Below are 20,063 nucleotides of genomic sequence, written 5' to 3' on the forward strand. Positions count from 1 at the left end.
AACGCTACTGTGACATGGCACTCTCACCCTACAAAAGGTTTTGCCATGTCCTTGCATTTTTCGAACGCCGACGCGGCAATTCCCCTTCACGTCATTTCTGAAGACAATTGCGAAACCTGGCTGTCAGGGCAAGGGGACGCCGTGCGGACCTGGTGTGCCGCCCATGGGTTCAAAGGGGCGCTTGGCCAAACCATCGCTCTTCCCGACGGGGCAGGCGCACCGGGAATGGCATTGATCGGATATGGTTCTGACGCGACCCGTCGCCGGGGTCGTTTCCATCTTGCGGCTGGCGCAGTTAATCTGCCCGAAGGTCACTACCGTATCGCATCTGGCATACCGACAGATCAGCTGGCATCGGAAAGCCTGGGTTGGCTGCTTGCGGCCTACCGTTTCCACGCCTACCGCGAAGGGTCGCACATGAAAGCGCAACTTGTGTGCCCCGAGGATGTCAACGCATCCGAAGTCGAAGCCATCGCCAACGCAGAGGCCTTGACCCGCGATCTCATCAACACCCCGGCCTCGGACATGGGCCCCCCTGATTTGGAGAACGCAGCCCGCGCACTGGCCGATGAATTTGGTGCCCGTATTTCTGTTGTTGCTGGTGGTGATCTTTTGGAACAGAATTTTCCTATGATCCATACTGTGGGCCGCGCGGCCGACCGCGCACCCCGTCTGATCGACATGGCTTGGGGTACCGATGGCCCAAAAATCACCCTTGTCGGCAAAGGTGTATGTTTCGATACAGGTGGACTGAACCTGAAACCCGGCGGCTCTATGGGCTTGATGAAAAAGGACATGGGCGGTGCGGCAGCTGTTCTTGGCTTGGCCCGGATGATAATGGCCACAGGTCAGCAAATCCAACTGCGCGTTTTGATCCCTGCAGTCGAGAATTCAGTTTCTTCAAACGCGTTCCGACCACAAGATATCCTGACCTCACGCAAGGGGCTGACCGTGGAAATCAACAACACCGACGCTGAAGGCCGTTTGGTATTGGCGGACGCACTTGCCTTGGCGGATGAAGGTAACCCTGACATGATCATTTCCATGGCGACTTTGACAGGTGCTGCCCGCGTGGCCGTGGGACCGGATCTCGCGCCGTATTACACGGATGATGAAACAGCGGCCGCCGCATTGGAAGACGCCGCAAAATCCGTTGCTGATCCCGTCTGGCGGATGCCGTTTCACGCCCCATACGAAGCCACAATCGAACCTGGTATTTCGGATCTCGACAACGCCCCGAAGGGCGGGTTCGCTGGATCAATCACCGCAGCACTTTTCTTGCGCCGCTTTGTGACACAATGCCCGCGCTACATGCATTTCGACATTTACGGGTGGCAGCCCACCGCTGCGCCTGCACGCCCGAAAGGCGGCGTAGGGCAAGGCACACGCGCTTTGGTCAAAGCCCTACATGCCATGATCGGCACATGACTGACGACCGTAGCGTTCCCAACCCGGAATGGGTAGTGGAAGACCGTCCCACCCAAGTATGCGTGCCAATAACAGATGTATTGCGGCGGCCTGACGGACCACGCGATCGACAAGCACTTATGGGCGATCACGCTACTGTTCTTGGCGTTCAAGGCGCACATAGCTACATCAGGTTGCGCAAAGACGGCTACATCGGTTTCATTGCATCAAGCGCTTTGAAATCACCCAAAGCCTGCACACATCGCGTCAGTGCTTTAGCCACACACTGCTACACAAAAGCCGATATGAAATCCCCCGATTTAATGTCGCTCAGCCACAACAGTGCAGTGTCCGGCACTGAGACCGGAACCGGGTTTTTGGAAACAGAATTCGGGTTTATCCCACAGCAACACCTCAGCCCAAGCGACGTCAAAATGACGGACCCTGTTGCGGTCGCAACTCTTTATCTTGGAACGCCTTATCTTTGGGGGGGCAACAGCCGCTTGGGCATAGATTGTTCCGGGTTGGTTCAAGCAGCGCTTCTGGCATGTGGCCAAGACTGCCCGGGCGACAGCGATCAACAAGAAGGCACATTGGGCCGCAAGCTATCGTTTGGGGAAACGCCAAGGCGCGGGGATTTGCTGTTCTGGAAAGGTCACGTTGCTTGGGTGGCAAACGATCAAGACATCCTGCACGCCAATGCACATCATATGGCCGTGGCTTTTGAAAACATCGAAGCAGCGAAGCGACGCATCGCCGAAAATGGCGATGGCCCTGTGACGTCTCACATTCGCCTATAGGGGCTTGTTGTGCGGGCTGGTTTTGGTGGTGCTACTCCACACTACGGATCAACTTGCGTTCCAAAACGCGTAGCACCGTACGCAATTCAGACCCGCGGCGCAGCACCTGACCATCCATGCCAATCACCGCATACATTCCTTGTTTGCCACGCAGTTTTGGCCGTTTTTCAATACGGTACATCGGATTTTCAGCCGTGCGCCGGAACACAGAAAACACAGCGACTTCACGCAAGCACGAAATACCGTAGTCGCGCCATTCTCCGGCTGCTACGAAACGGCCGTATAGCGACAGGATCACGGACAGTTCCGTGCGGTGGAATGCAACCTGAAGCGGGGGCATTTCGCGTATGTTTGACGGTGGAGGCGTGTGCAAGGTCATAGGCCTTACAGTTGCGCTGTTCGTCACGCAAATCAAGTGGCCAGTCAGTCAAAGCCTTTGCAGGCGGGGCCCGATGCCAATGCTGCCGGGTGTCAGCTCAAAATGTGCAAAATTTTAGCGGCAATTCTTCGAAAAGACACAAATCGATCCTCTGACTTTAAGACTTCTTCTTTAGGGAAGAACCCATAGTATTTTTTGGGGATCCTCTCGTGCCAAGTTTGCGAAAATTTTGGGTTACTGCCGCTGTTTTGGCATTCTGCGCAATATCCGTTAGCTCGTTTATGGCGCAGCACTTTCTTGAGCGGGTAATGCAACGTGAAGCCTACACGCAAGGGACGGACTGGACGCATTACATTGAAAACCAGTTGTTCAAGCTACCCGGTCTTCATAAACCTGACGGCAGTTTTGATCCGAAGCAGTTGCCTGATGTTCAAAGGTTTCGTGAAATTCTAACGAATGTATTCGAAGTTGGGCACGTCTATCAAATCGACTATGTTAACCTTTTGTGCCTGTGTGACATCAGTTTAAGCGCACCCCGTATGCTTGTCGGACAAGGCTCTGATGATCACGATCACGCAGATCACGAAGGAAGCGATCATAACACGGAGAAATTGAAGCCACGTGTGTTGAACCACGTCCTCAAAAGCAGCAAGCCACATGCTCCGGGTCTTTCGGCGACTGCGAAAATCTACAAGTATCCGATAGATCGTGCACTGGTGACGTCCGCTGCGAAAAATGTATCGGATGACGTCTACATCCGAACAACAAACACGCCGGGATTCCCCAAAACTTTTGGTGAAGTCTTCCATCCTGTAACTATGGACGGCGAAGTGGTTTATGTTCTGCGTGCAATGGTCGATCTGGAAGAAGAGGCGGCGCAATACAAAAGCACAATTGCTATCGCTTTCATGTTCAGCGCTTTGGTTTTGCTGTTTGCGATAGGGTATCCTGCACGCCAATATCTGCGCAGCTTAAAGCGACAACAATCCGCAGATAGGCGTGCAAAATTTCTTGCGTCTCATGACGTGCTGACCAATTTGCACAATAGAAACGACTTTCAGGAATCCGTGTCAGACATTCTTTGGAAATGTCAGGAAGAGAAAACTGGCGCTTTGGTTTTCCTTTTTGATTTGAACGGCTTCAAAGAAGTGAATGATTACTATGGCCACCACGTCGGTGACAGCCTGCTATGCGCCTTTGCGGAAATGTTGAAAAAGCATGTGCCAGACGGCGGATATGTTGCCCGTTTGGGCGGTGACGAATTTGTGGTGGTCCTTTCAGGTCTACCTTTGACCATCACCGATCCTTTAGCACATCTGCGTCTACCAAACTCCGTTGGGCTGCACATCAACAGAGGGCAGCAATATGTAAGTGCAACAATTTCAGGGGGGGTTGTACAGTTTCCAAAAGACGCCCAACGCACATCCGATCTGATGCAGATGGCGGATCTCGCGCTTTACGCTGCAAAGCCCAACCGCGCCGGCGAAGTTCAGATCTACCAATCCGAAATGAAAGAAAATTTTCTAAGTCGCCTGACATTACGCGATGAATTTCGAATGGCTTTGGACCGCTCCGAATTGGTTCCCTTCTATCAACCGATCGTAAACATGCGGACCGGACAAGTTGTGGCTTTTGAAGCTCTTGCGCGGTGGGATCATCCAAAAAAAGGTATTCTGACCCCGTTGGTCTTTGAAGATATATTTGAAGACGGCGAATTAAGTGCGTTGCTGGGGCAGCAAATGTTTAACAAAATTGCTGATGACATGGAAATCTGGAAGGCCAATGGCATCCCTTTTCACAAGGTCGGCCTGAACGTCGTAAACGGCGATCTCAAACAGGAAGAATTTGCACATTCTTTGCTAACCGGTCTGGCCCAGCGCGGATTGTCTCCTTCAAATTTGGTTATTGAAGTCACCGAAAACTGCTTGTTCGGCCGCGACAAGGCTGCGTTTCTTGTTCATCTTGAAACCCTGCGCGAAGCGGGTTGTTCTATTGCCCTGGATGATTTTGGAACTGGGTATTCGTCAATTACACAACTGAAAGAATTGCCGGTATCCTCGGTAAAGATCGACAAGTCGTTTGTGGAAAATATTCTAGACAACGAAGATGATAAATCAATCATCCGCGCATTGCTTGGCATGAGTCATTCCATGAATTTCAAGCTTGTTTTGGAAGGCATGGAAACCGTCGATCAAGTGAATTTCCTGAAAGATATGGGCTTCGTGTTGGCCCAAGGATATTATTTCAGCAAACCTGTATCTGCAGCACAGGTGCCTGCATTGGTTTTACGCCAAAATGCAATGTACACCCTTGGCGACAAGGCGGGTTAAAGCAGTTCTAAATGTGTTGGAAACAGACATTTCGATGCATGGATGCAGGGTAAGTTACAAAAAATGCCCTTGGCAGAACCACCCCGCTGACATCGTGGCCCCATGGCCGAAGAACAACCAAAGCCTGTCTCCCCGGTCGGTTTCTGTTACCCAATAATCGCGTTGTCCACTGCGCCAATTCGGATCGTCCAACCACCATTCGGGAGCCACACGTTCGGGGCCGAATGCACGGATACGGCGATGCTCACGACCTCGCCACCGGAAGACATGTGGTAGTTGAGGACTGTCTTGTGCGCCAAGAGGTTCGGGTTTCCACATCAACACAGGACGCGGCCCTTGTGCTTTGGGCCAAGGGCCATCGTAAGTCCCCGACCAAGCCGCCGACATAATCTGGGCTGATTTTTCAGGAATATGGCTAGACGCGGGGTGCAAACGCGTGATGCTGTCCAACCCCACACGTGCGCCCAAACGCCCAATAAGATCTTCTATATCTTGCGCTTTGGTATGTCGTGCACGCGCCTGTGCGCCGGCTCCCAAATGCCCGACCGCAGTTCTTTCATGCAAGGGTTCGTGCTGCACCGCTTCCAAACGCAACATATCAATTCCAAACCCCGCATCAATATCACCGACCTTCAAGGCAATAAGCGGGCGTATTCGTACAGGATCATGGGTGGGGCGGGCCAAACCAACTTCAATCATTTCCGCCGCATGGTCAGTGCGAAATGCCTGCACCTGAAGACAACGCATACCGCGTCCTTTGTCCTTAAGTGACTGACATAAATTCGGCAAAAGCCGGTCCACACCCGCCATTACATCATCTGCCAACCCAATTGGTTCAGGCAAGCTCATGCGGACTGCAAAGTGATGTGCAGGACGAGCAGGAGAAATCGGCTCAGGCGCACTGCCCATCGCCTGATCCAGACGCAGCACCAAACCGCGCCCAAACCGACGGGCCAAAGCTGCGCGCGGTTGCCCCAGAACATCCCCCACACAACGCAACCCCAAACGCCCCAATTGTGCCGTGGTTTCGGCATCTAGACGCAACGCGGCAACCGGCAAAGGGCTTAAAGCAGAATACGTCTGCCCTGCTCCTGCGATCCTATTCTGCCGCGTCTCTCGCGACATGTCGGCCACAGGCGCAGCACCGCCTTTGGTCCAATGTCGTCGCTTGCCAGCGCGCGATCTGGTCGCACGCGCCTCTTGATCGATGGCGTCTCCGGACCGGTTTGATTGCGCTGCTTGCCCTGCATACCGTGCCAAAGCCCAAGCCGCCCCGCGTGTGTCTGCCAATCCCAAATGCACGCTTAATCCAAGATCCGTGCAGTCATCCTGCACCACCGCAACCAGCGCGTCTTCGCCGCCAAAAAGGTGGGCGCATCCAGTCAGATCCACCACCAAAGCGTCCCGGCCTTCTTCAGACACCCAAGGGCTGAACTTACCTGCCCAGCGTCGTAAAATAGATAAGAATCTCTTTTCTGCCAAAACGTTACGAGATTTCGCAACCAAGCCGTCGCACATGGCATGTGCGTCCCGTATCGGCTGTCCCACATGTACCCCACGACCTTGTGCTTCAACATTCACAGAACAAACGGTTTGTGTATTTCCTTCTTCAGCCACAATGACCAAAGCCTGATCCCCAAGCTCTGGCTCCAAACGGATCATCCGTTCCGCCCCAAGTCTTGGAAACCACAACGATAGGATACGTCGATCTGCCATCGCCGGACCACTTCCCCACCTTCTAAATGTTCTTTATTTGTTCTTATTCAATTAGCGTGAGTCGGACGCCCGAGTCGAGACCCTATTGTGCGCCATACCGTGCCATGAACATGTCCACCGCACTTTCAACGACGCGGGTGACTTCTGCATCTGTCACAGTTTTACTCACCCCAAACATCAGACGCGGCCAGACATCGGCTTTACACAATTCGCCAAATTGGTCGGCGGCCAAAGTCAAATCATCTATCTGCAATTCGCCGCGCCCCACGGCCTGCTCGAAATACTCCGCCATCTCGCGCCGCATCACAGCAGGGCCAGACGCATAGAAGGCTTGGCCAATATCTGGAAACCGGTCCGATTCAGCAACGCAAATCCGGAAAATCTGTTGCCCCAAAGTGGATGTGATAAACCGCAAAAAATGCATTCCCACCTGAAACAGCACCTGACGCGGTGGTGCAGATCTATCGATGTTGTGAATGGCATCATCCGCCTGACGCAAGCATTCAGTCGTTGCTACCTCCACGAACAAAAACCGTTTATCTGGGAAATAGCTGTACAACGTAGCTTTGCTGACACCTGCCGCCTTAGCAATATCGTCAACACTTGCGCCCTCAAAGCCGTCCGCCATAAAGACATCGCGCGCACCCTCTAGCACTTGGGTAAATTTGCGGCCTTTGCGCACGATTTGAACAGTTTCAGTCATATGGTCTCCAACCTTCAGATGAGTAACATAAACCGATTGGTTCACTTTCCACAGCAAAAATAACCCAAACCCAAAACTTGTCGTATGGCGTAACACCGCATCGGGGCGCCTTTTGTGCCCTCGGGCGGCTTGATTGGCGTCCTTTACAGGGCTATCGAGAAAGCATGCTGGCTATCTTCCTCAAAACACTGCCCTTCTTTGCGATCATTGCGCTTGGGTACATGGCGGGACGCACCAAGTTTTTTTCCGAAGAAGCCACAGCTTATCTCACAAAGTTCGTCTTCTATTTTGCACTTTCCGCAATGATCTTCCGATTTGCAGCCAACCTGTCCCTAAGCGAAGTCTGGGACACGCGATTGATTGCGGCCTACCTCTGGGGAACCACATTCGTATATGGCATAGCGACACTGGTGGCATTCTTTCGCAAGCTTGACGTGCCCACCGCCGCCATCGAAGCACAATGTGCTGTCATCGGAAATATCGGCTTTCTAGGTATTCCAATGCTGACACTGCTGATGGGCGAGGCCGCCGTTGGACCAATCATGATGATGCTTGCGGTGGATCTGATTGTATTCTCATCCCTGATTGTCATCTTGATAACGGCATCACGGGATGGCCGTGTATCCATAGAGATGCTCAAAACCGTCGGGATCGGGTTGCTCAAAAATCCGATGATTGTGGCGATGACATTGGGGCTTTTGGTGTCTGGCTTTAGTATTCCGGTGCCCACGCCAGCCAACGAATTTCTTGCAATCCTGGGCGGGGCCGCAACGCCAGGGGCACTGTTTGCGATCGGCGCATCATTGGCATCAAAATCCGCTGAACGTCTCGAAGTGGCAGGCTGGCTCACCTTCTGCAAACTTGTGCTGCACCCGGCATTTGTGGCCTTTGGGGCACTGTATCTTTTTTCAGTCGAACCCTACGCCGCAAGCGTGATGATCGCCGCCGCGGCCTTACCTGTGGCAGGAAATGTTTACATGCTGGCGCAACACTATGGCGCCGCACCACAAAGGGTATCAGCGGCCATCCTTGTTTCAACGGCCATAAGCATTTTGACAGTCAGTTTTGTAATCGCATGGGTCAGCCCCGGTTAGGTGTCTTTTTCCTAAAAAAATCCCCGCCAGAGGCTCCCCCCCTTTACGCATGCCCCGACGGGCGCTAGCGATGAAACAACAAAGGAGATCCGCGATGAAAACCCTATCCGAAAATGCCTGCTTTGGCGGCACACAAGGCGTCTACAGTCATGCGTCGACCTCATGCGCCTGCGACATGACATTTGCGGTTTTCTTGCCGGAAGAAGCAAAAGACGGCCCGGTGCCGGTGCTGTGGTATCTTTCGGGCCTCACATGCACCCACGAAAACGCCATGACAAAAGCCGGTGCACAGGCATGGGCGGCAGAGCACGGAATTGCGCTGATCTTCCCCGACACCTCCCCACGTGGCGATGATGTGGCAGATGATGAGGCGTACGACCTTGGCAAAGGGGCAGGCTTTTATGTGGACGCGACCCAAGATCCTTGGGCCCCCAACTTCCAGATGTGGACCTATATCACCGACGAGCTCCCCGCCCTGATCGGTGAAAACTTCGCCATAGATATGGACCGCCAAGGCATCACAGGCCACTCAATGGGCGGGCACGGCGCGTTGACCATGGCCATGGGCCTGCCCGGTCGTTTCAAATCGGTTTCCGCCTTTGCACCTATCAGCAATCCCACCGCCGCCGACTGGGGCCGCAAACAGCTGGCCGCCTACCTTGGCGATGATGAAACCAAATGGGCCGCCCACGACGCGACACTTATGATGGCAGAAAAAGGGTTCGACGGCCCCATCCTGATCGATACAGGCACCAATGACCAATTCATCGACCTGCTGAAACCCGAAGCACTGGCAGCCGCCATCGCCACCAAACGCCAACAAGCCACCGTGCGCCTGCAACCGGGCTACGACCACAGCTATTTCTTTGTATCCACCTTCATGGAAGACCACGTCGCCTTCCACGCCGACGCCCTTTATGCGGAGTAATCCATGGCCCATTACGATCTGATCATCATTGGCTCCGGCCCCTCTGGCCGCAGCGCCGCGATCCAGGCTGGCAAGCTGAAACGCAAGGTTCTGGTCATCGACCGCAAGGACCGCCTTGGCGGCGTCTCGGTGCACACCGGCACAATTCCCTCCAAAACCCTGCGCGAAACCGTGCTGAACCTGTCCGGCTGGCGCGAACGGTCTTTTTATGGCCGCAGCTACCGCGTGAAACAGGAAATCAGCGCCGATGACCTGAAAGGTCGTTTGCACCAAACCCTCGATCATGAGGTCGACGTGCTGGAACACCAATTCAACCGCAACCATGTGGAAACCCTGAACGGCACCGCCCATTTCATTGACGCGCAAACCGTTGAAGTCGAAACTGAAGCGGGTGAAACGACCACGATTACGGCAGACAAATTCCTGATCGCCACAGGCACCAAAACCTACCGCCCCGACTATATGCCGTTCAATGGCACAACGATTGTGGACAGCGACGAATTCCTCGAAATGGATCACCTACCGCGCAGCCTGATCGTTGTCGGCGCAGGCGTCATCGGGGTTGAATATGCGTCGATGTTTGCCGCCCTTGACATCAACGTGACCCTGATCGAACCACGCGACAGCTTCCTTGATTTCATCGACAAAGGCATCATCAGCGACTTCACCCATCAGATCAAAGAAAACGGTGTTGATCTGCGGTTGGGATCGTCCATCGAAAAAGTCGAAGACGCAGGCGAACACGTTGAAGTCGCGTTGGACAATGGCCGCCATGTACGCGCCGAAATGCTATTGTTCGCGGCAGGGCGCATGGGGGCCACTGACAAGCTAAATCCCAAAGCAGCGGGTCTTGAAACGGATCATCGTGGTCGGCTGGACGTGGACCGCAAATCTTACCAAACCTCCGTCAAACACATCTATGCCACAGGCGACGTAATCGGGCACCCGTCGCTGGCCTCGACCTCAACCCAACAGGGTCGCGTCGCGGCCTGCCATGCGCTGGATACGCCAACACTGGGCGAAAGCGCGTGGTTCCCATACGGCATCTATTCCGTCCCCGAAATTTCGACATGCGGCATGTCCGAAGAGGAAATGCAGGAACGCGAAATCCCATATGAAGTGGGCGAGGCACGCTTTCGCGAAACGTCACGCGGGCACATCATGGGGCTGGAACACGGCATGCTCAAAATGCTGGTGTCTTTGAAAACCCGCCGCGTGCTGGGTGTGCAAATCGTCGGTGAAGGGGCGACAGAACTGATCCACATCGCGCAAGCCGTGCTGAACCTCAAAGGCACGGTGGATTATTTCGTGCAGAACACCTTCAATTACCCCACGTTGGCCGAGGCCTATAAAATCGCAGGGTTGGATGCGTTCAACCGCATGCCGATCCCCGAAGAATTCAAAGCGCCGGACAAAATGAAGAAAAAGAAGTGAGCCTTTATATCGACGCCGACGCCTGCCCTGTCAAAGAGGAAGCGGAACGCGTCGCAACCCGGCACAAATGCCAGATGTTTGTGGTGTCCAACGGCGGTTTGCGGCCTTCGCAAAACCCGCTGGTGGAAAACATCATCGTTGATGCAGGGCCAGACGTGGCTGACATGTGGATCGCGGATCGTTGTGGCCGCGGCGATGTGGTGGTGACTGGTGACATCCCACTGGCCGCGAAATGCGTCGAGGCGGGTGCACGCGTCCTGAAACACAATGGCGAAGCGCTTACAGCAGCAAACATCGGCAACGTCTTGGCCACGCGCGACCTGATGACAGACTTGCGGGCAGCTGACCCTTTTCGCCAAGGCGGAGGAAAAGGGTTTACCAAAGCCGACAGGTCGCGTTTTCTGGAAGCGTTAGAACGTGAAATGCGGGCCGCAGCGCGGCAGTGACTTAAAGGCGCGAAAAGCAGAATGACAAGGAACATCGAATGACTATCAAAGCTGTTGTTTTCGACATAGGCAACGTCCTCATCGGCTGGCAGCCAGAACAGTTTTTCGACAGCGTGATTGGGGCAGATCGCAGACGCGCGTTCTTTGCGGCCGTGGATCTGCATGGCATGAACGATGGCATTGATGCAGGCGAAAACTTTCACGATGTCTTGCGTCAAACCGCGCAGGACAATCCCGATTGGGCCACAGAGATTAACATCTGGCATGATCGTTGGATTGATTTGGCTGCCCCTCTGATCGACCATTCAGAACGCCTTATGTATGCATTGCAAGCCAAAGGCATTCCGGTGTTTTCCCTGACAAACTTTGGCATCCAGACCTACGACATCGCTGCCGAAGTCTATCCCTTTATGCGCAAATTTGATCGCGATTTCATCTCGGGCCACATGGGTGTAATCAAGCCAGACCCTACCATTTACCAGATGCTGGAAGACGGCAGCGGGTTGTCAGGGGATGCTTTGATCTTTGCAGACGATCGTCAGGACAACATCGACGCGGCAAAGGCCCGCGGCTGGCGAACCCATGTATTTGAGCACCCCAAGGGCTGGGCGGACAGGCTTGTGGCGGAAGGCCTGCTGACGGCACAAGAGGCCACATGACACAGATCCCCTTCATTCCATTTGCCGAAGGCGAAGCCCTGCTGGACTGGATCGGCCTGACAGACGCATTGGCGGCGGGTCACGCCCTGCCCAAAGCCGAAATTGGCGACACGTTTTTGTACCGCGACCCCGATACATTGCTAAGCCGTGCAGCGTGGATTGATGGCCTTGGAATGGCTGTGAAGACCGCAACCGTATTCCCCGGCAACCCCGCCAAAGATGCGCCAATGATAAACGGTGGCGTTAATCTGTATTCGGATGCTGATGGCACGCTGGAAGCCATCGTCGATTTCCATCTGGTGACAAAATGGAAAACGGCAGGGGACAGCCTGACAGCCGCGCGACGCCTGGCCCGCCCGGACAGTCGCAACATCCTGATTGTGGGCGCTGGCACCGTGGGGCGCAATCTGCACAGCGCCTATTCCGCTGCATTTCCAGACGCGCACTTCACTGTATGGAACCGTACCCCTGCCAACGCGCAAGCCATGGCAGATGCTTTGCCGGGCCTGCGCATCGCTGACGATCTGGAAACCGCAGTTGGCGCCGCAGACATCATCACCTCGGCCACCATGTCCACCAGCCCCTTGATCAAAGGCGCGTGGCTGCGGCCCGGACAGCACGTCGACCTTATCGGTGCATACCGCCCGGACATGCGCGAAGTGGACGATGACGCACTGCACCGTGCGCGCGTGTTTGTCGACAGCTACGACACAACTGTGGGCCACATCGGCGAAATCAAAATTCCCATCGAACAGGGTCAGTTTGCCCAAAGTGATATCGTCGCCGACTACTACGATATTGAAACGTTCAAACGCGGCTCTGACGACGAAATCACCTTGTTCAAAAATGGCGGTGGCGCCCATCTTGATCTGATGACCAGCCGTTACATTCTTGAACGCTGGCGCACCCGATGACTGTTTTTGCCGTTCTCATTCTGATCGCGTTGATTGCCATCCCCTTGGTTATAGAAAAATCGCGTAGCGTTATGGCGCAAGACACACGCAATACGGCGCCCGGTGAATTTGCGCAGTTGTCGAAGGGCGTGACGCATTACAATTGGTATGGCCCCGCGCGCGGCCCCGTGGTCGTGTGTGTGCATGGCTTGACGACGCCCTCTTTTGTTTGGCGCAGCATGGTTCGGGGTTTGGCTGTTATGGGCTTTCGGTGTCTGACATATGATTTGTACGGGCGCGGCTATTCAGACAAACCAAAAGGCAAGCAGGATGCAGACTTCTTCCTGACCCAACTGAACGAACTTCTTTCCGACCAAGGTGTTTCGGATGATATCACCATTGTCGGATACTCGATGGGTGGTGCGATCTCGACTTTGTTTGCGGCCCAAAACCCTTCGCGTGTGCGGCAATTAATTTTGTTGGCGCCTGCAGGTATGGGCATCGTGGCCGGGCGACTTGGGAACTTCATCGTCAAAACGCCTGTTATTGGCGACTGGCTGATGCTGGCATTTTACCCCGGACAATTGCGCAAAGGCATCAAAGCAGAAGCGGATTTGCCCAAAAGCATCGAAGGCATGGCGGATTTGCAAGAAAACGAACTGAAGTTTCGGGGCTATCTGCCCGCCGTTCTGGCAAGTTTACGCGGTGTGTTGTGGCGGGCTTTGAAAGAAGAACATCAGATCATTCACCGCGCCGGCATTCCCGTGCTGGCCATCTGGGGCCGCGAAGATACCGTGATCCCGATCGCCGCTGTAGGAACTTTGGCAGAATGGTCCCGCAATGCGACCCAGGAAATTGTGGACGGTGCGGGGCACGGATTGACCTATACACACACAGATGCCGTGTTGCGTCTGATCCATGACAACCTGCCCGGGGCCCGTTAAGCCGCCTGCGCCTGCCTCAACGGTTTTTCACGGATCGGCAAATGCACGATCGCGCTGAAGGCGCCGACACCGACACCAATCCACCAAACCGTTTCATAGCTGCCATACAAATCGTACATCCGCCCGCCAAGCCACACACCCAGAAAACTGCCCAGTTGGTGGCTGAAAAATACGATGCCATACAGCGTTCCCATATACCGCAGCCCGTAAATATGCGCGACAAGGCCCGAGGTCAGCGGCACAGTGGCCAACCAAAGCGACCCCATGGCAACAGAGAAAAGCAAAACCGTCGCAGGCGTCATGGGGAACATAATAAACAAGGCAGCCACAACAGTACGAGCGACGTAAATACCCGCCAGCAGGTACTTTTTGGAATAGTGTTTGCCGGCCCATCCCGCGATCAAAGTGCCTGCTATATTGGCAAGCCCGATAAGCGAAATGGCAACGGCACCCAAAGCTGATGTTGTGGTGATTCCGATGCTATGCAGCGCACCTCCGGGCAGGATCGGGCCGCAGACTTCGGTGACGAAGGCGGGAAAGTGGGCCGTGATAAACGCCAATTGATAGCCGCAAGAAAAGAAGCCCAAGAAGATCAGCGTGTATGATGGATCTTTGAACGCCTTGACCAGAATTTGGCCCATGCTTTCCTCAAGTTCCGCTTTACTGGCCATGTGTGGCACGCGCATGAACGGCAACGTAAAGATCATCGCCAATACCGCACCGGCAAACACCAAAAAGACGGATTGCCATGTCATCATGGTCAACAACCATTCTGCCAAAGGTGCCCCAAATACCTGTCCTGCACTGCCCGCAGCCGTTGCAATAGCCAACGACATCGACCTGTTCTCGTCGCTGGACGCACGTCCGACAACAGCCAGAATGACGCCAAAGCCGGTGCCTGCAATTCCAAAGCCCACCAGCCAGGCATAGGTCTGATGTTCAATCGGGGACGTTCCATTGGCAGATAATACCATACCCAACGCATAGGTCGCAGCGCCGATCACGATGGCTTTGCGGTCGCCAACTTTTTCCGCAACCGCACCAAAAATCGGTTGCCCCACACCCCACGCCAGATTTTGAATGGCTATGGCCAGAGAAAACTCTGCACGCAACCATCCAAATTCCTCAGCAATCGGGATCTGAAAAACACCAAAGGACGCTCGTATCGCGAAGCTGACCATGATGATTGCGCACCCCACGATCAAAACCGGAGTGAATATCGTGCTGCGCTGGCCCATGATCGCCTTCCCCGTGGTATTCGGGCACATTAACTGCAAATATCTGTTGGTCAATTCAGCGTTTATTCATAATCCATCACAAAGACTGATCTTTTCACCACGCATCGCGCGAGATATGCCAAACCTATGACCGACTTAACCCGCATCTATGCTGATCTTGTGGCTTCAGGCGCATTGACGGCAGATCCCGCGCAAGAAGCAGTTCTGCCGCAGTTCGAACGCATTCGGGCGGCTTTGGCAGAACCTGTCAAAAGCGGATGGTTTCGCAAAGCACCGGAACCGCCAAAGGGCTTGTATCTGTGGGGCGGTGTCGGCCGTGGAAAATCCATGCTGATGGATTTGTTCGCTCAGAACCTTGGCGACATTCCCGCCCGCCGCGTCCATTTTCACGCCTTCATGCAAGAGGTCCAGGCCGCCATGCACGCAGCGCGCGCCCAAGGGGTGAAAGACCCGGTCGCACCTGTGGCCGCCGATATTGTGGCGTCGGTCAAAGTGTTGGCATTCGATGAAATGCAAATCACGGACATCACGGATGCCATGATTGTTGGCCGCCTCTTCGAGGCCTTATTCGAAGGCGGAGTGGTGGTTGTCACAACCTCGAACCGCGTTCCATCGGACTTGTACAAACACGGGCTGAACCGCGAAGCGTTTTTGCCCTTCATCGCCTTGATTGAAGACAAGATGCAGCTGTGGGAATTGGTCAGCCCCACCGATTACCGTCAAGACCGGCTGTCAGGCACACCGGTGTATTTCAGCCCCGTAGGGCCTGATGCCCGTGCGGCCATGGACGCCGTGTGGACAGACCTAAGCGGCGGCCCTGCAGACCCTTTGACGCTAAACGTCAAAGGGCGTGATGTTGTGCTGCCCAAGTTTCGCAACGGCGTCGCACGTGCCAACTTTTTTGACCTGTGTGGTGCGTTCTTGGGCCCCGCCGACTACCTTGCGATAGCCGAGGCTGTGAAAGTACTTTTGGTAGATGATATCCCCACTTTGTCGCGCTCGAATTTCAACGAAGCAAAACGCTTTGTCACACTGATCGATGCGCTTTACGAAGCCAAAGTACGCCTGATTTGCTCGGCCGCAGCGCAGCCGGAAATGTTGTATCTTGAAGGCGAAGGGACGTTTGAATTCGAACGCACCGCGTCACGTTTGCGCGAAATGCAGTCCAGCGATTGGGCGCAATCTTAGCGAGGCGACCTCAATTCAATTTTGATCGTACTTTGATGGCTTGCAAAAGCGTTTCCGTGTCCAAGCCACCATCAGCAGTTTGCAAAGACACAGGCACCAGAAACTCTCCGCGCCCGGCGGCTGCGTTCAAAACCGTATCGATATAGCTTTCGGGTTCTTGCGCCGAAAGAGTTTCCACAAGCAAGCTATGCAGCCGGTCGCCAGGACGCGTCACATGCCCAAAATCAGTCAGAACAGTCGCTGTCAGCCCACGCAAATCATAGGTGATGATATCGCCGCTGCTCAGACGGATCGGATCACGTTGCACAGGGTCCGGGCCAACAGAAAACAGCGACGTATTGGACCGCGTCACAACCCCATCGTCGGCCCCGTTATGGGCCGCCCTGTCTGCGGAAATCACGACTGCCGATGGCGCGTCCGTCAAGTCTTGTGGCAATAATTCACCATTTGCAAATTGATCTGCAGGATAGCCCGGCTGCAACACGATAAGACCTATGGTAATCGCCATAAACGCCGATCCAATGGCCGTCAGTTGAACATTTGAAGAAAATTCGCCCGTTTCAGGGTCTTTCAACCCTTTCACCAAAGCCGCAAAATCCATGCGCCCGAACATGCTGCATCCCCCAAGATACGAAGGCAGTGATGCCACGCATCCTACCCTTTGTTGATTACCGCAACATATACGCGCAAGGTCCAAGCCCCGTCAACATGATGCGGTGCAGACCGGATCATAGCAGCTTGAGTTAGCCGTTTTCGCGTAAAATGGCCCCCGCCAGATACAACGATCCGCAAATCAGGACGCGTGCATCAGGCGCCGTCGTCAGAATTTGCGTCAAAGCCCCTGCCACGTCTTCTGCCGTTTGTGCTTGCATCCCTACGCCTTGCGCGGCTTTCGCCGTGTCCGCAGCGCTGAGCGTGTTGGCCTCGCCCGGAATAGACACGGCCGTCAGATGCTCTGCGTGGTCAGCCAAAGGCGCAAGGTAACCGCTAACGTCTTTGGTGTTAAGCATACCGCAGATCAGGTAGGTTTTCCGCTTGGGTAAGCTTTTCAAAACCGCTGCCAAGGCAAGGCCCGCTGCAGGGTTGTGACCACCATCCAACCAAAGCTCTGCGCCATTTGCCAAGTCTATCAATGGCCCCGATTTCAACCGTTGCATACGTGCAGGCCAATCGGCTTGCGTGACTGCGCCTTCGCACGCCGTTTCCCCAAACCCCAGATGGCGCAGCGCCATCACTGCAGCACCCGCGTTCTGTATTTGATGCGCCCCAGGCAAATTTGGAACAGGTAAATCAAGCAGCCCGTTGTCGTCCTGAAACGCGATACGCCCTGCGTCAGGTTCAATGCGCCACTGTTGCCCATAAGCCATCAACGGTGCCCCGTGGCGTGCAGCAACATCTTCGATGACCTCAAGCGCTTCTTCCGGTTGCGGGCCTACAATGCACGGTACGGATCGCTTGATGATCCCCGCCTTCTCGCCTGCGATTTTTGTCAGCGTATCACCCAGAAACTGTTCGTGGTCGATCGACACAGGCGTGATCACCGTCAACGCGGGTGTTGCCACGACGTTGGTTGCATCCAAACGCCCGCCCAAACCAACTTCAAGCAACGTGTAATCAGCAGGAGTCCGCGCAAAAGCCAGCAATGCCGCGCAGGTCGTGATCTCGAAATACGTGATATTGCCACCATCATTTGCCGCATAACATTCGTCCAGAATGTCCGTCAGCGCCTGTTCGGAAATCAATTCACCTGCAAGCCGAATGCGTTCATGAAAACGGGCCAAGTGCGGTGAGGTGTAGGCATGCACACGCTTGCCTTCTGCCTCAAGCCCTGCCCGGATCATTGCCTGCGTTGACCCTTTGCCGTTTGTTCCCGCGATATGGATCACAGGCGGCAAATCGTTCTGCGGATTGCCCAAAGCCTCCAGCAATCGCCACACACGATCCAGCGTCAGATCGATGATCTTGGGATGCAGCGCCATCATCCGCGCCAACACCGCGTCCGATGTTTGGGCGCTCATGTTGCGTCGGCTGCTTCGGATTCTGCATCAGGGCTTGTGTCCGGCGCCGGCAGATCACCTTTCACCGGCGGCGTCAGCCCCATCAACATGCGCGTGATTGTAATCAACTCGTCGCGCATTTCCGTGCGTGATGTCACACGGTCCAACATCCCGTGATCCAGCAGGTACTCGGCGCGTTGGAAACCTTCCGGCAGCTGTTCACGAATGGTTTGTTCAATCACACGTGGACCCGCAAAACAGATCAAGGCATTGGGTTCCGCAATATGCACATCGCCCAGCATCGCATAACTGGCAGTCACTCCGCCTGTGGTGGGATGCGTCAAAACAACGATGTAAGGCAGGTTGGCTTCTTTCAGCATCTGGATCGCAACCGTGGTGCGCGGCATTTGCATCAAAGACAAAATGCCTTCTTGCATACGCGCGCCCCCTGCGGCGGAAAACAGGACCAGCGGGCGTTTCAGTTTCACTGCTTCTTCAGCCGCCGCGATGATGGCGTTGCCGACATACATGCCCATGGATCCACCCATGAACGAAAAATCCTGAGCCGCTGCAATGATCGGCGTACGGCCGATTTCGCCACGCCCCACCAACATCGCATCCTTTTCGCCCGTCGTCTTTTGCGCGGTTTTCATACGATCGGGATATTTCTTCTGGTCCCGAAAGCTGAGCGGATCCGCGATGGGTGCAGGCACATCAACTTCCGTAAAAATGCCGCCATCAAATAGGGAAACGAACCGGTCACGTGGCGTGATTGCCATGTGGTGGTTGCAGTTTGTGCAGACGTTCAGGTTGTCCGAAAGCTCACGATGGAACAGCATCGTGCCGCATTCGGTACACTTGGTCCACAGGTTGTCCGGCGTCTCGCGGCGCGAGAAGATGGAGTTGATACGTGGGCGGACGTAATTTGTGATCCAGTTCATTACCGGTTCCCTACTGTCTTTGGTTCTGTCTCAGATAATCTGCGTGGACCACAATTGCAATCAACGCTGCAACGCCAAACGCGCTGTCAGCCAACTGACCCCCAAAAACCCAAGATCCACCCACAACCAAGCGCGGACGATTTCGGTATTGGATGCATCAAAGGGCGTCACATAAAGCGCCAGCGCATGCCAGTTGTCGGGCAGTGTCACGAACAGCATCGCAATCACATTGTTCACAAAATGCAACGCGATGGCGGGTCCCAGCGTGCCAGACCGCGCCGTTAAGTCCGCCGCCGCCATGCCAAACAGCATCGCCCAAAGCGCAATGTACCAGGCGTTTTCCCCGGCTGACGCCGTATCGTAGTGCAAAAGACCAAACAGCACCGATGGTAGCACCATCCAGACCCAAGGGGATTGAAACCGTGCACCCAGTTGCTGCTGGATATAGCCGCGAAACACCACCTCTTCTGCACTGGTCTGGGCCAGAATTGCCACCAAAGACAGCGGCAACAGAACCAACCATTGAGACAATGGAACATTGGACACAAGGTCTGCACCGTATCCCCAAGGCGGCAGAATTTCCAACGCGACATTCACAATCACAAGCGCCAGCACGACGATGATAAATTGACCCTTCATCGCCTTCAGATCACCAAACACGGTCATGCCAGATCGCTCATGAAGGACCCACAACACCAAAAAGACAGAGGGCACCAGCAGTCCGTAAGCAAACAGCGTTGTCAGAATTGCGCCCGGCGTTTCGCCTGTACCCATCTGCAACTGGCCAACGTCCAAGCCCGTGGCCTCTGCCGCTACCATGATCAGCCCTGCAAACAATTGCCCAAGCGCCGAGAAGACAACCACAACCAGCAAAATACCAAAGGCCAATCGCCACAGCTGCATGTGGCTTTTGGCGGGTGCCACAAAAGACCTATGCGCACGATAAGCAAAGTCTCGGCGCATTTC

Annotated in this window: 19 protein-coding genes; 11 read left to right on the top strand and 8 right to left on the bottom strand. The window is 54.7% G+C overall.

Annotation, left to right across the window (positions count from 1 at the left end):
- The first annotated feature begins 45 nt into the window (after positions 1 to 45).
- On the top strand, positions 46 to 1,428 hold the full coding sequence (locus ASD8599_RS18430; RefSeq protein WP_108829900.1) for a leucyl aminopeptidase family protein: 1,383 nt from the start codon (positions 46 to 48) through the stop codon (positions 1,426 to 1,428).
- The gene (locus ASD8599_RS18435) at positions 1,425 to 2,207 is read left to right on the top strand and encodes a C40 family peptidase (RefSeq protein WP_108829901.1); all 783 of its coding nucleotides are present in this window, start codon (positions 1,425 to 1,427) and stop codon (positions 2,205 to 2,207) included. The genes ASD8599_RS18430 and ASD8599_RS18435 overlap by 4 nt, the downstream gene beginning before the upstream one ends.
- Before the next feature lie 31 nt (positions 2,208 to 2,238).
- Here the strand turns inward: ASD8599_RS18435 and ASD8599_RS18440 are convergent, their stop codons facing one another.
- The gene (locus ASD8599_RS18440) at positions 2,239 to 2,586 is read right to left on the bottom strand and encodes a DUF2794 domain-containing protein (protein ID WP_108829902.1); all 348 of its coding nucleotides are present in this window, start codon (positions 2,584 to 2,586) and stop codon (positions 2,239 to 2,241) included.
- A gap of 308 nt (positions 2,587 to 2,894) precedes the next feature.
- On the opposite strand from ASD8599_RS18440, the gene ASD8599_RS18445 reads away from it, so the two are divergent.
- On the top strand, positions 2,895 to 4,916 hold the full coding sequence (locus ASD8599_RS18445; RefSeq protein WP_181364536.1) for a putative bifunctional diguanylate cyclase/phosphodiesterase: 2,022 nt from the start codon (positions 2,895 to 2,897) through the stop codon (positions 4,914 to 4,916).
- A 54-nt stretch (positions 4,917 to 4,970) separates the two neighbouring features.
- Here the strand turns inward: ASD8599_RS18445 and ASD8599_RS18450 are convergent, their stop codons facing one another.
- A complete protein-coding gene (locus ASD8599_RS18450; RefSeq protein WP_108829904.1) occupies positions 4,971 to 6,632 on the bottom strand; it encodes a Y-family DNA polymerase in 1,662 nt (553 codons plus the stop codon).
- 82 nt (positions 6,633 to 6,714) lie between these two features.
- On the bottom strand, positions 6,715 to 7,335 hold the full coding sequence (locus tag ASD8599_RS18455; protein ID WP_108829905.1) for a TetR/AcrR family transcriptional regulator: 621 nt from the start codon (positions 7,333 to 7,335) through the stop codon (positions 6,715 to 6,717).
- A gap of 164 nt (positions 7,336 to 7,499) precedes the next feature.
- Here ASD8599_RS18455 and ASD8599_RS18460 point away from each other — a divergent pair, with 164 nt between their 5' ends.
- The 7 genes from ASD8599_RS18460 (at position 7,500) to ASD8599_RS18490 (ending at position 13,733) form a co-directional block, all read left to right on the top strand.
- Entirely contained in the window at positions 7,500 to 8,429 is a 930-nt protein-coding gene (locus tag ASD8599_RS18460) for an AEC family transporter (RefSeq protein WP_108829906.1), read from the top strand.
- Positions 8,430 to 8,523: 94 nt separating this feature from the next.
- Complete coding sequence (gene fghA / locus ASD8599_RS18465) at positions 8,524 to 9,357, top strand: S-formylglutathione hydrolase (RefSeq protein WP_108829907.1); 834 nt, start codon at positions 8,524 to 8,526, stop codon at positions 9,355 to 9,357.
- Between the two features lie 3 nt (positions 9,358 to 9,360).
- On the top strand, positions 9,361 to 10,791 hold the full coding sequence (gene sthA, locus ASD8599_RS18470; protein ID WP_108829908.1) for a Si-specific NAD(P)(+) transhydrogenase: 1,431 nt from the start codon (positions 9,361 to 9,363) through the stop codon (positions 10,789 to 10,791).
- Entirely contained in the window at positions 10,788 to 11,237 is a 450-nt protein-coding gene (locus ASD8599_RS18475; RefSeq protein WP_108829909.1) for a YaiI/YqxD family protein, read from the top strand. Before sthA ends, ASD8599_RS18475 begins: the two co-directional genes overlap by 4 nt.
- A gap of 38 nt (positions 11,238 to 11,275) precedes the next feature.
- Positions 11,276 to 11,896 (top strand): HAD family hydrolase, encoded by a 621-nt coding sequence (locus tag ASD8599_RS18480; protein ID WP_108829910.1) that lies wholly within the window; start codon positions 11,276 to 11,278, stop codon positions 11,894 to 11,896.
- The gene (locus tag ASD8599_RS18485) at positions 11,893 to 12,810 is read left to right on the top strand and encodes an ornithine cyclodeaminase family protein (protein WP_108829911.1); all 918 of its coding nucleotides are present in this window, start codon (positions 11,893 to 11,895) and stop codon (positions 12,808 to 12,810) included. The genes ASD8599_RS18480 and ASD8599_RS18485 overlap by 4 nt, the downstream gene beginning before the upstream one ends.
- Positions 12,807 to 13,733 (top strand): alpha/beta fold hydrolase, encoded by a 927-nt coding sequence (locus ASD8599_RS18490; RefSeq protein ID WP_108829912.1) that lies wholly within the window; start codon positions 12,807 to 12,809, stop codon positions 13,731 to 13,733. Before ASD8599_RS18485 ends, ASD8599_RS18490 begins: the two co-directional genes overlap by 4 nt.
- Here ASD8599_RS18490 and ASD8599_RS18495 read toward each other — a convergent pair.
- Positions 13,730 to 14,971 carry an MFS transporter gene (locus ASD8599_RS18495; RefSeq protein WP_108829913.1) on the bottom strand — a complete coding sequence of 414 codons (1,242 nt, stop codon included), beginning with the start codon at positions 14,969 to 14,971 and terminating at the stop codon, positions 13,730 to 13,732. The genes ASD8599_RS18490 and ASD8599_RS18495 overlap by 4 nt on opposite strands.
- A gap of 126 nt (positions 14,972 to 15,097) precedes the next feature.
- Here ASD8599_RS18495 and zapE point away from each other — a divergent pair, with 126 nt between their 5' ends.
- Complete coding sequence (zapE, locus tag ASD8599_RS18500) at positions 15,098 to 16,159, top strand: cell division protein ZapE (RefSeq protein WP_108829914.1); 1,062 nt, start codon at positions 15,098 to 15,100, stop codon at positions 16,157 to 16,159.
- A 10-nt stretch (positions 16,160 to 16,169) separates the two neighbouring features.
- Here the strand turns inward: zapE and ASD8599_RS18505 are convergent, their stop codons facing one another.
- The 4 genes from ASD8599_RS18505 to ASD8599_RS18520 all read right to left on the bottom strand — a co-directional run bounded on the left by ASD8599_RS18505 (position 16,170) and on the right by ASD8599_RS18520 (position 20,060).
- Positions 16,170 to 16,808 (bottom strand): hypothetical protein, encoded by a 639-nt coding sequence (locus tag ASD8599_RS18505; RefSeq protein ID WP_108829915.1) that lies wholly within the window; start codon positions 16,806 to 16,808, stop codon positions 16,170 to 16,172.
- A 94-nt stretch (positions 16,809 to 16,902) separates the two neighbouring features.
- A complete protein-coding gene (locus ASD8599_RS18510) occupies positions 16,903 to 18,177 on the bottom strand; it encodes a bifunctional folylpolyglutamate synthase/dihydrofolate synthase (RefSeq protein ID WP_108829916.1) in 1,275 nt (424 codons plus the stop codon).
- Positions 18,174 to 19,097 carry an acetyl-CoA carboxylase, carboxyltransferase subunit beta gene (gene accD / locus ASD8599_RS18515; protein ID WP_108829917.1) on the bottom strand — a complete coding sequence of 308 codons (924 nt, stop codon included), beginning with the start codon at positions 19,095 to 19,097 and terminating at the stop codon, positions 18,174 to 18,176. The genes ASD8599_RS18510 and accD overlap by 4 nt, the downstream gene beginning before the upstream one ends.
- A gap of 60 nt (positions 19,098 to 19,157) precedes the next feature.
- Positions 19,158 to 20,060, bottom strand: a complete 903-nt coding sequence (locus tag ASD8599_RS18520; protein WP_108829918.1) for a CPBP family intramembrane glutamic endopeptidase — start codon at positions 20,058 to 20,060, stop codon at positions 19,158 to 19,160.
- Positions 20,061 to 20,063: the final 3 nt, after the last annotated feature.

Source organism: Ascidiaceihabitans donghaensis, from assembly GCF_900302465.1.
Taxonomy (GTDB): Bacteria; Pseudomonadota; Alphaproteobacteria; order Rhodobacterales; family Rhodobacteraceae; genus Ascidiaceihabitans; species Ascidiaceihabitans donghaensis.

Excerpts from the sequence above, each read along its gene's own strand:
- ASD8599_RS18430 (WP_108829900.1), top strand. The coding sequence starts at position 46 with ATGTCCTTGCATTTTTCGAACGCCGACGCGGCAATTCCCCTTCACGTC.
- ASD8599_RS18435 (WP_108829901.1), top strand. The coding sequence starts at position 1,425 with ATGACTGACGACCGTAGCGTTCCCAACCCGGAATGGGTAGTGGAAGAC.
- ASD8599_RS18440 (WP_108829902.1), bottom strand. The coding sequence starts at position 2,586 with ATGACCTTGCACACGCCTCCACCGTCAAACATACGCGAAATGCCCCCG.
- ASD8599_RS18445 (WP_181364536.1), top strand. The coding sequence starts at position 2,895 with ATGCAACGTGAAGCCTACACGCAAGGGACGGACTGGACGCATTACATT.
- ASD8599_RS18450 (WP_108829904.1), bottom strand. The coding sequence starts at position 6,632 with ATGGCAGATCGACGTATCCTATCGTTGTGGTTTCCAAGACTTGGGGCG.
- ASD8599_RS18455 (WP_108829905.1), bottom strand. The coding sequence starts at position 7,335 with ATGACTGAAACTGTTCAAATCGTGCGCAAAGGCCGCAAATTTACCCAA.
- ASD8599_RS18460 (WP_108829906.1), top strand. The coding sequence starts at position 7,500 with ATGCTGGCTATCTTCCTCAAAACACTGCCCTTCTTTGCGATCATTGCG.
- fghA (WP_108829907.1), top strand. The coding sequence starts at position 8,524 with ATGAAAACCCTATCCGAAAATGCCTGCTTTGGCGGCACACAAGGCGTC.
- sthA (WP_108829908.1), top strand. The coding sequence starts at position 9,361 with ATGGCCCATTACGATCTGATCATCATTGGCTCCGGCCCCTCTGGCCGC.
- ASD8599_RS18480 (WP_108829910.1), top strand. The coding sequence starts at position 11,276 with ATGACTATCAAAGCTGTTGTTTTCGACATAGGCAACGTCCTCATCGGC.
- ASD8599_RS18485 (WP_108829911.1), top strand. The coding sequence starts at position 11,893 with ATGACACAGATCCCCTTCATTCCATTTGCCGAAGGCGAAGCCCTGCTG.
- ASD8599_RS18490 (WP_108829912.1), top strand. The coding sequence starts at position 12,807 with ATGACTGTTTTTGCCGTTCTCATTCTGATCGCGTTGATTGCCATCCCC.
- ASD8599_RS18495 (WP_108829913.1), bottom strand. The coding sequence starts at position 14,971 with ATGGGCCAGCGCAGCACGATATTCACTCCGGTTTTGATCGTGGGGTGC.
- zapE (WP_108829914.1), top strand. The coding sequence starts at position 15,098 with ATGACCGACTTAACCCGCATCTATGCTGATCTTGTGGCTTCAGGCGCA.
- ASD8599_RS18510 (WP_108829916.1), bottom strand. The coding sequence starts at position 18,177 with ATGAGCGCCCAAACATCGGACGCGGTGTTGGCGCGGATGATGGCGCTG.
- accD (WP_108829917.1), bottom strand. The coding sequence starts at position 19,097 with ATGAACTGGATCACAAATTACGTCCGCCCACGTATCAACTCCATCTTC.
- ASD8599_RS18520 (WP_108829918.1), bottom strand. The coding sequence starts at position 20,060 with ATGCGCCGAGACTTTGCTTATCGTGCGCATAGGTCTTTTGTGGCACCC.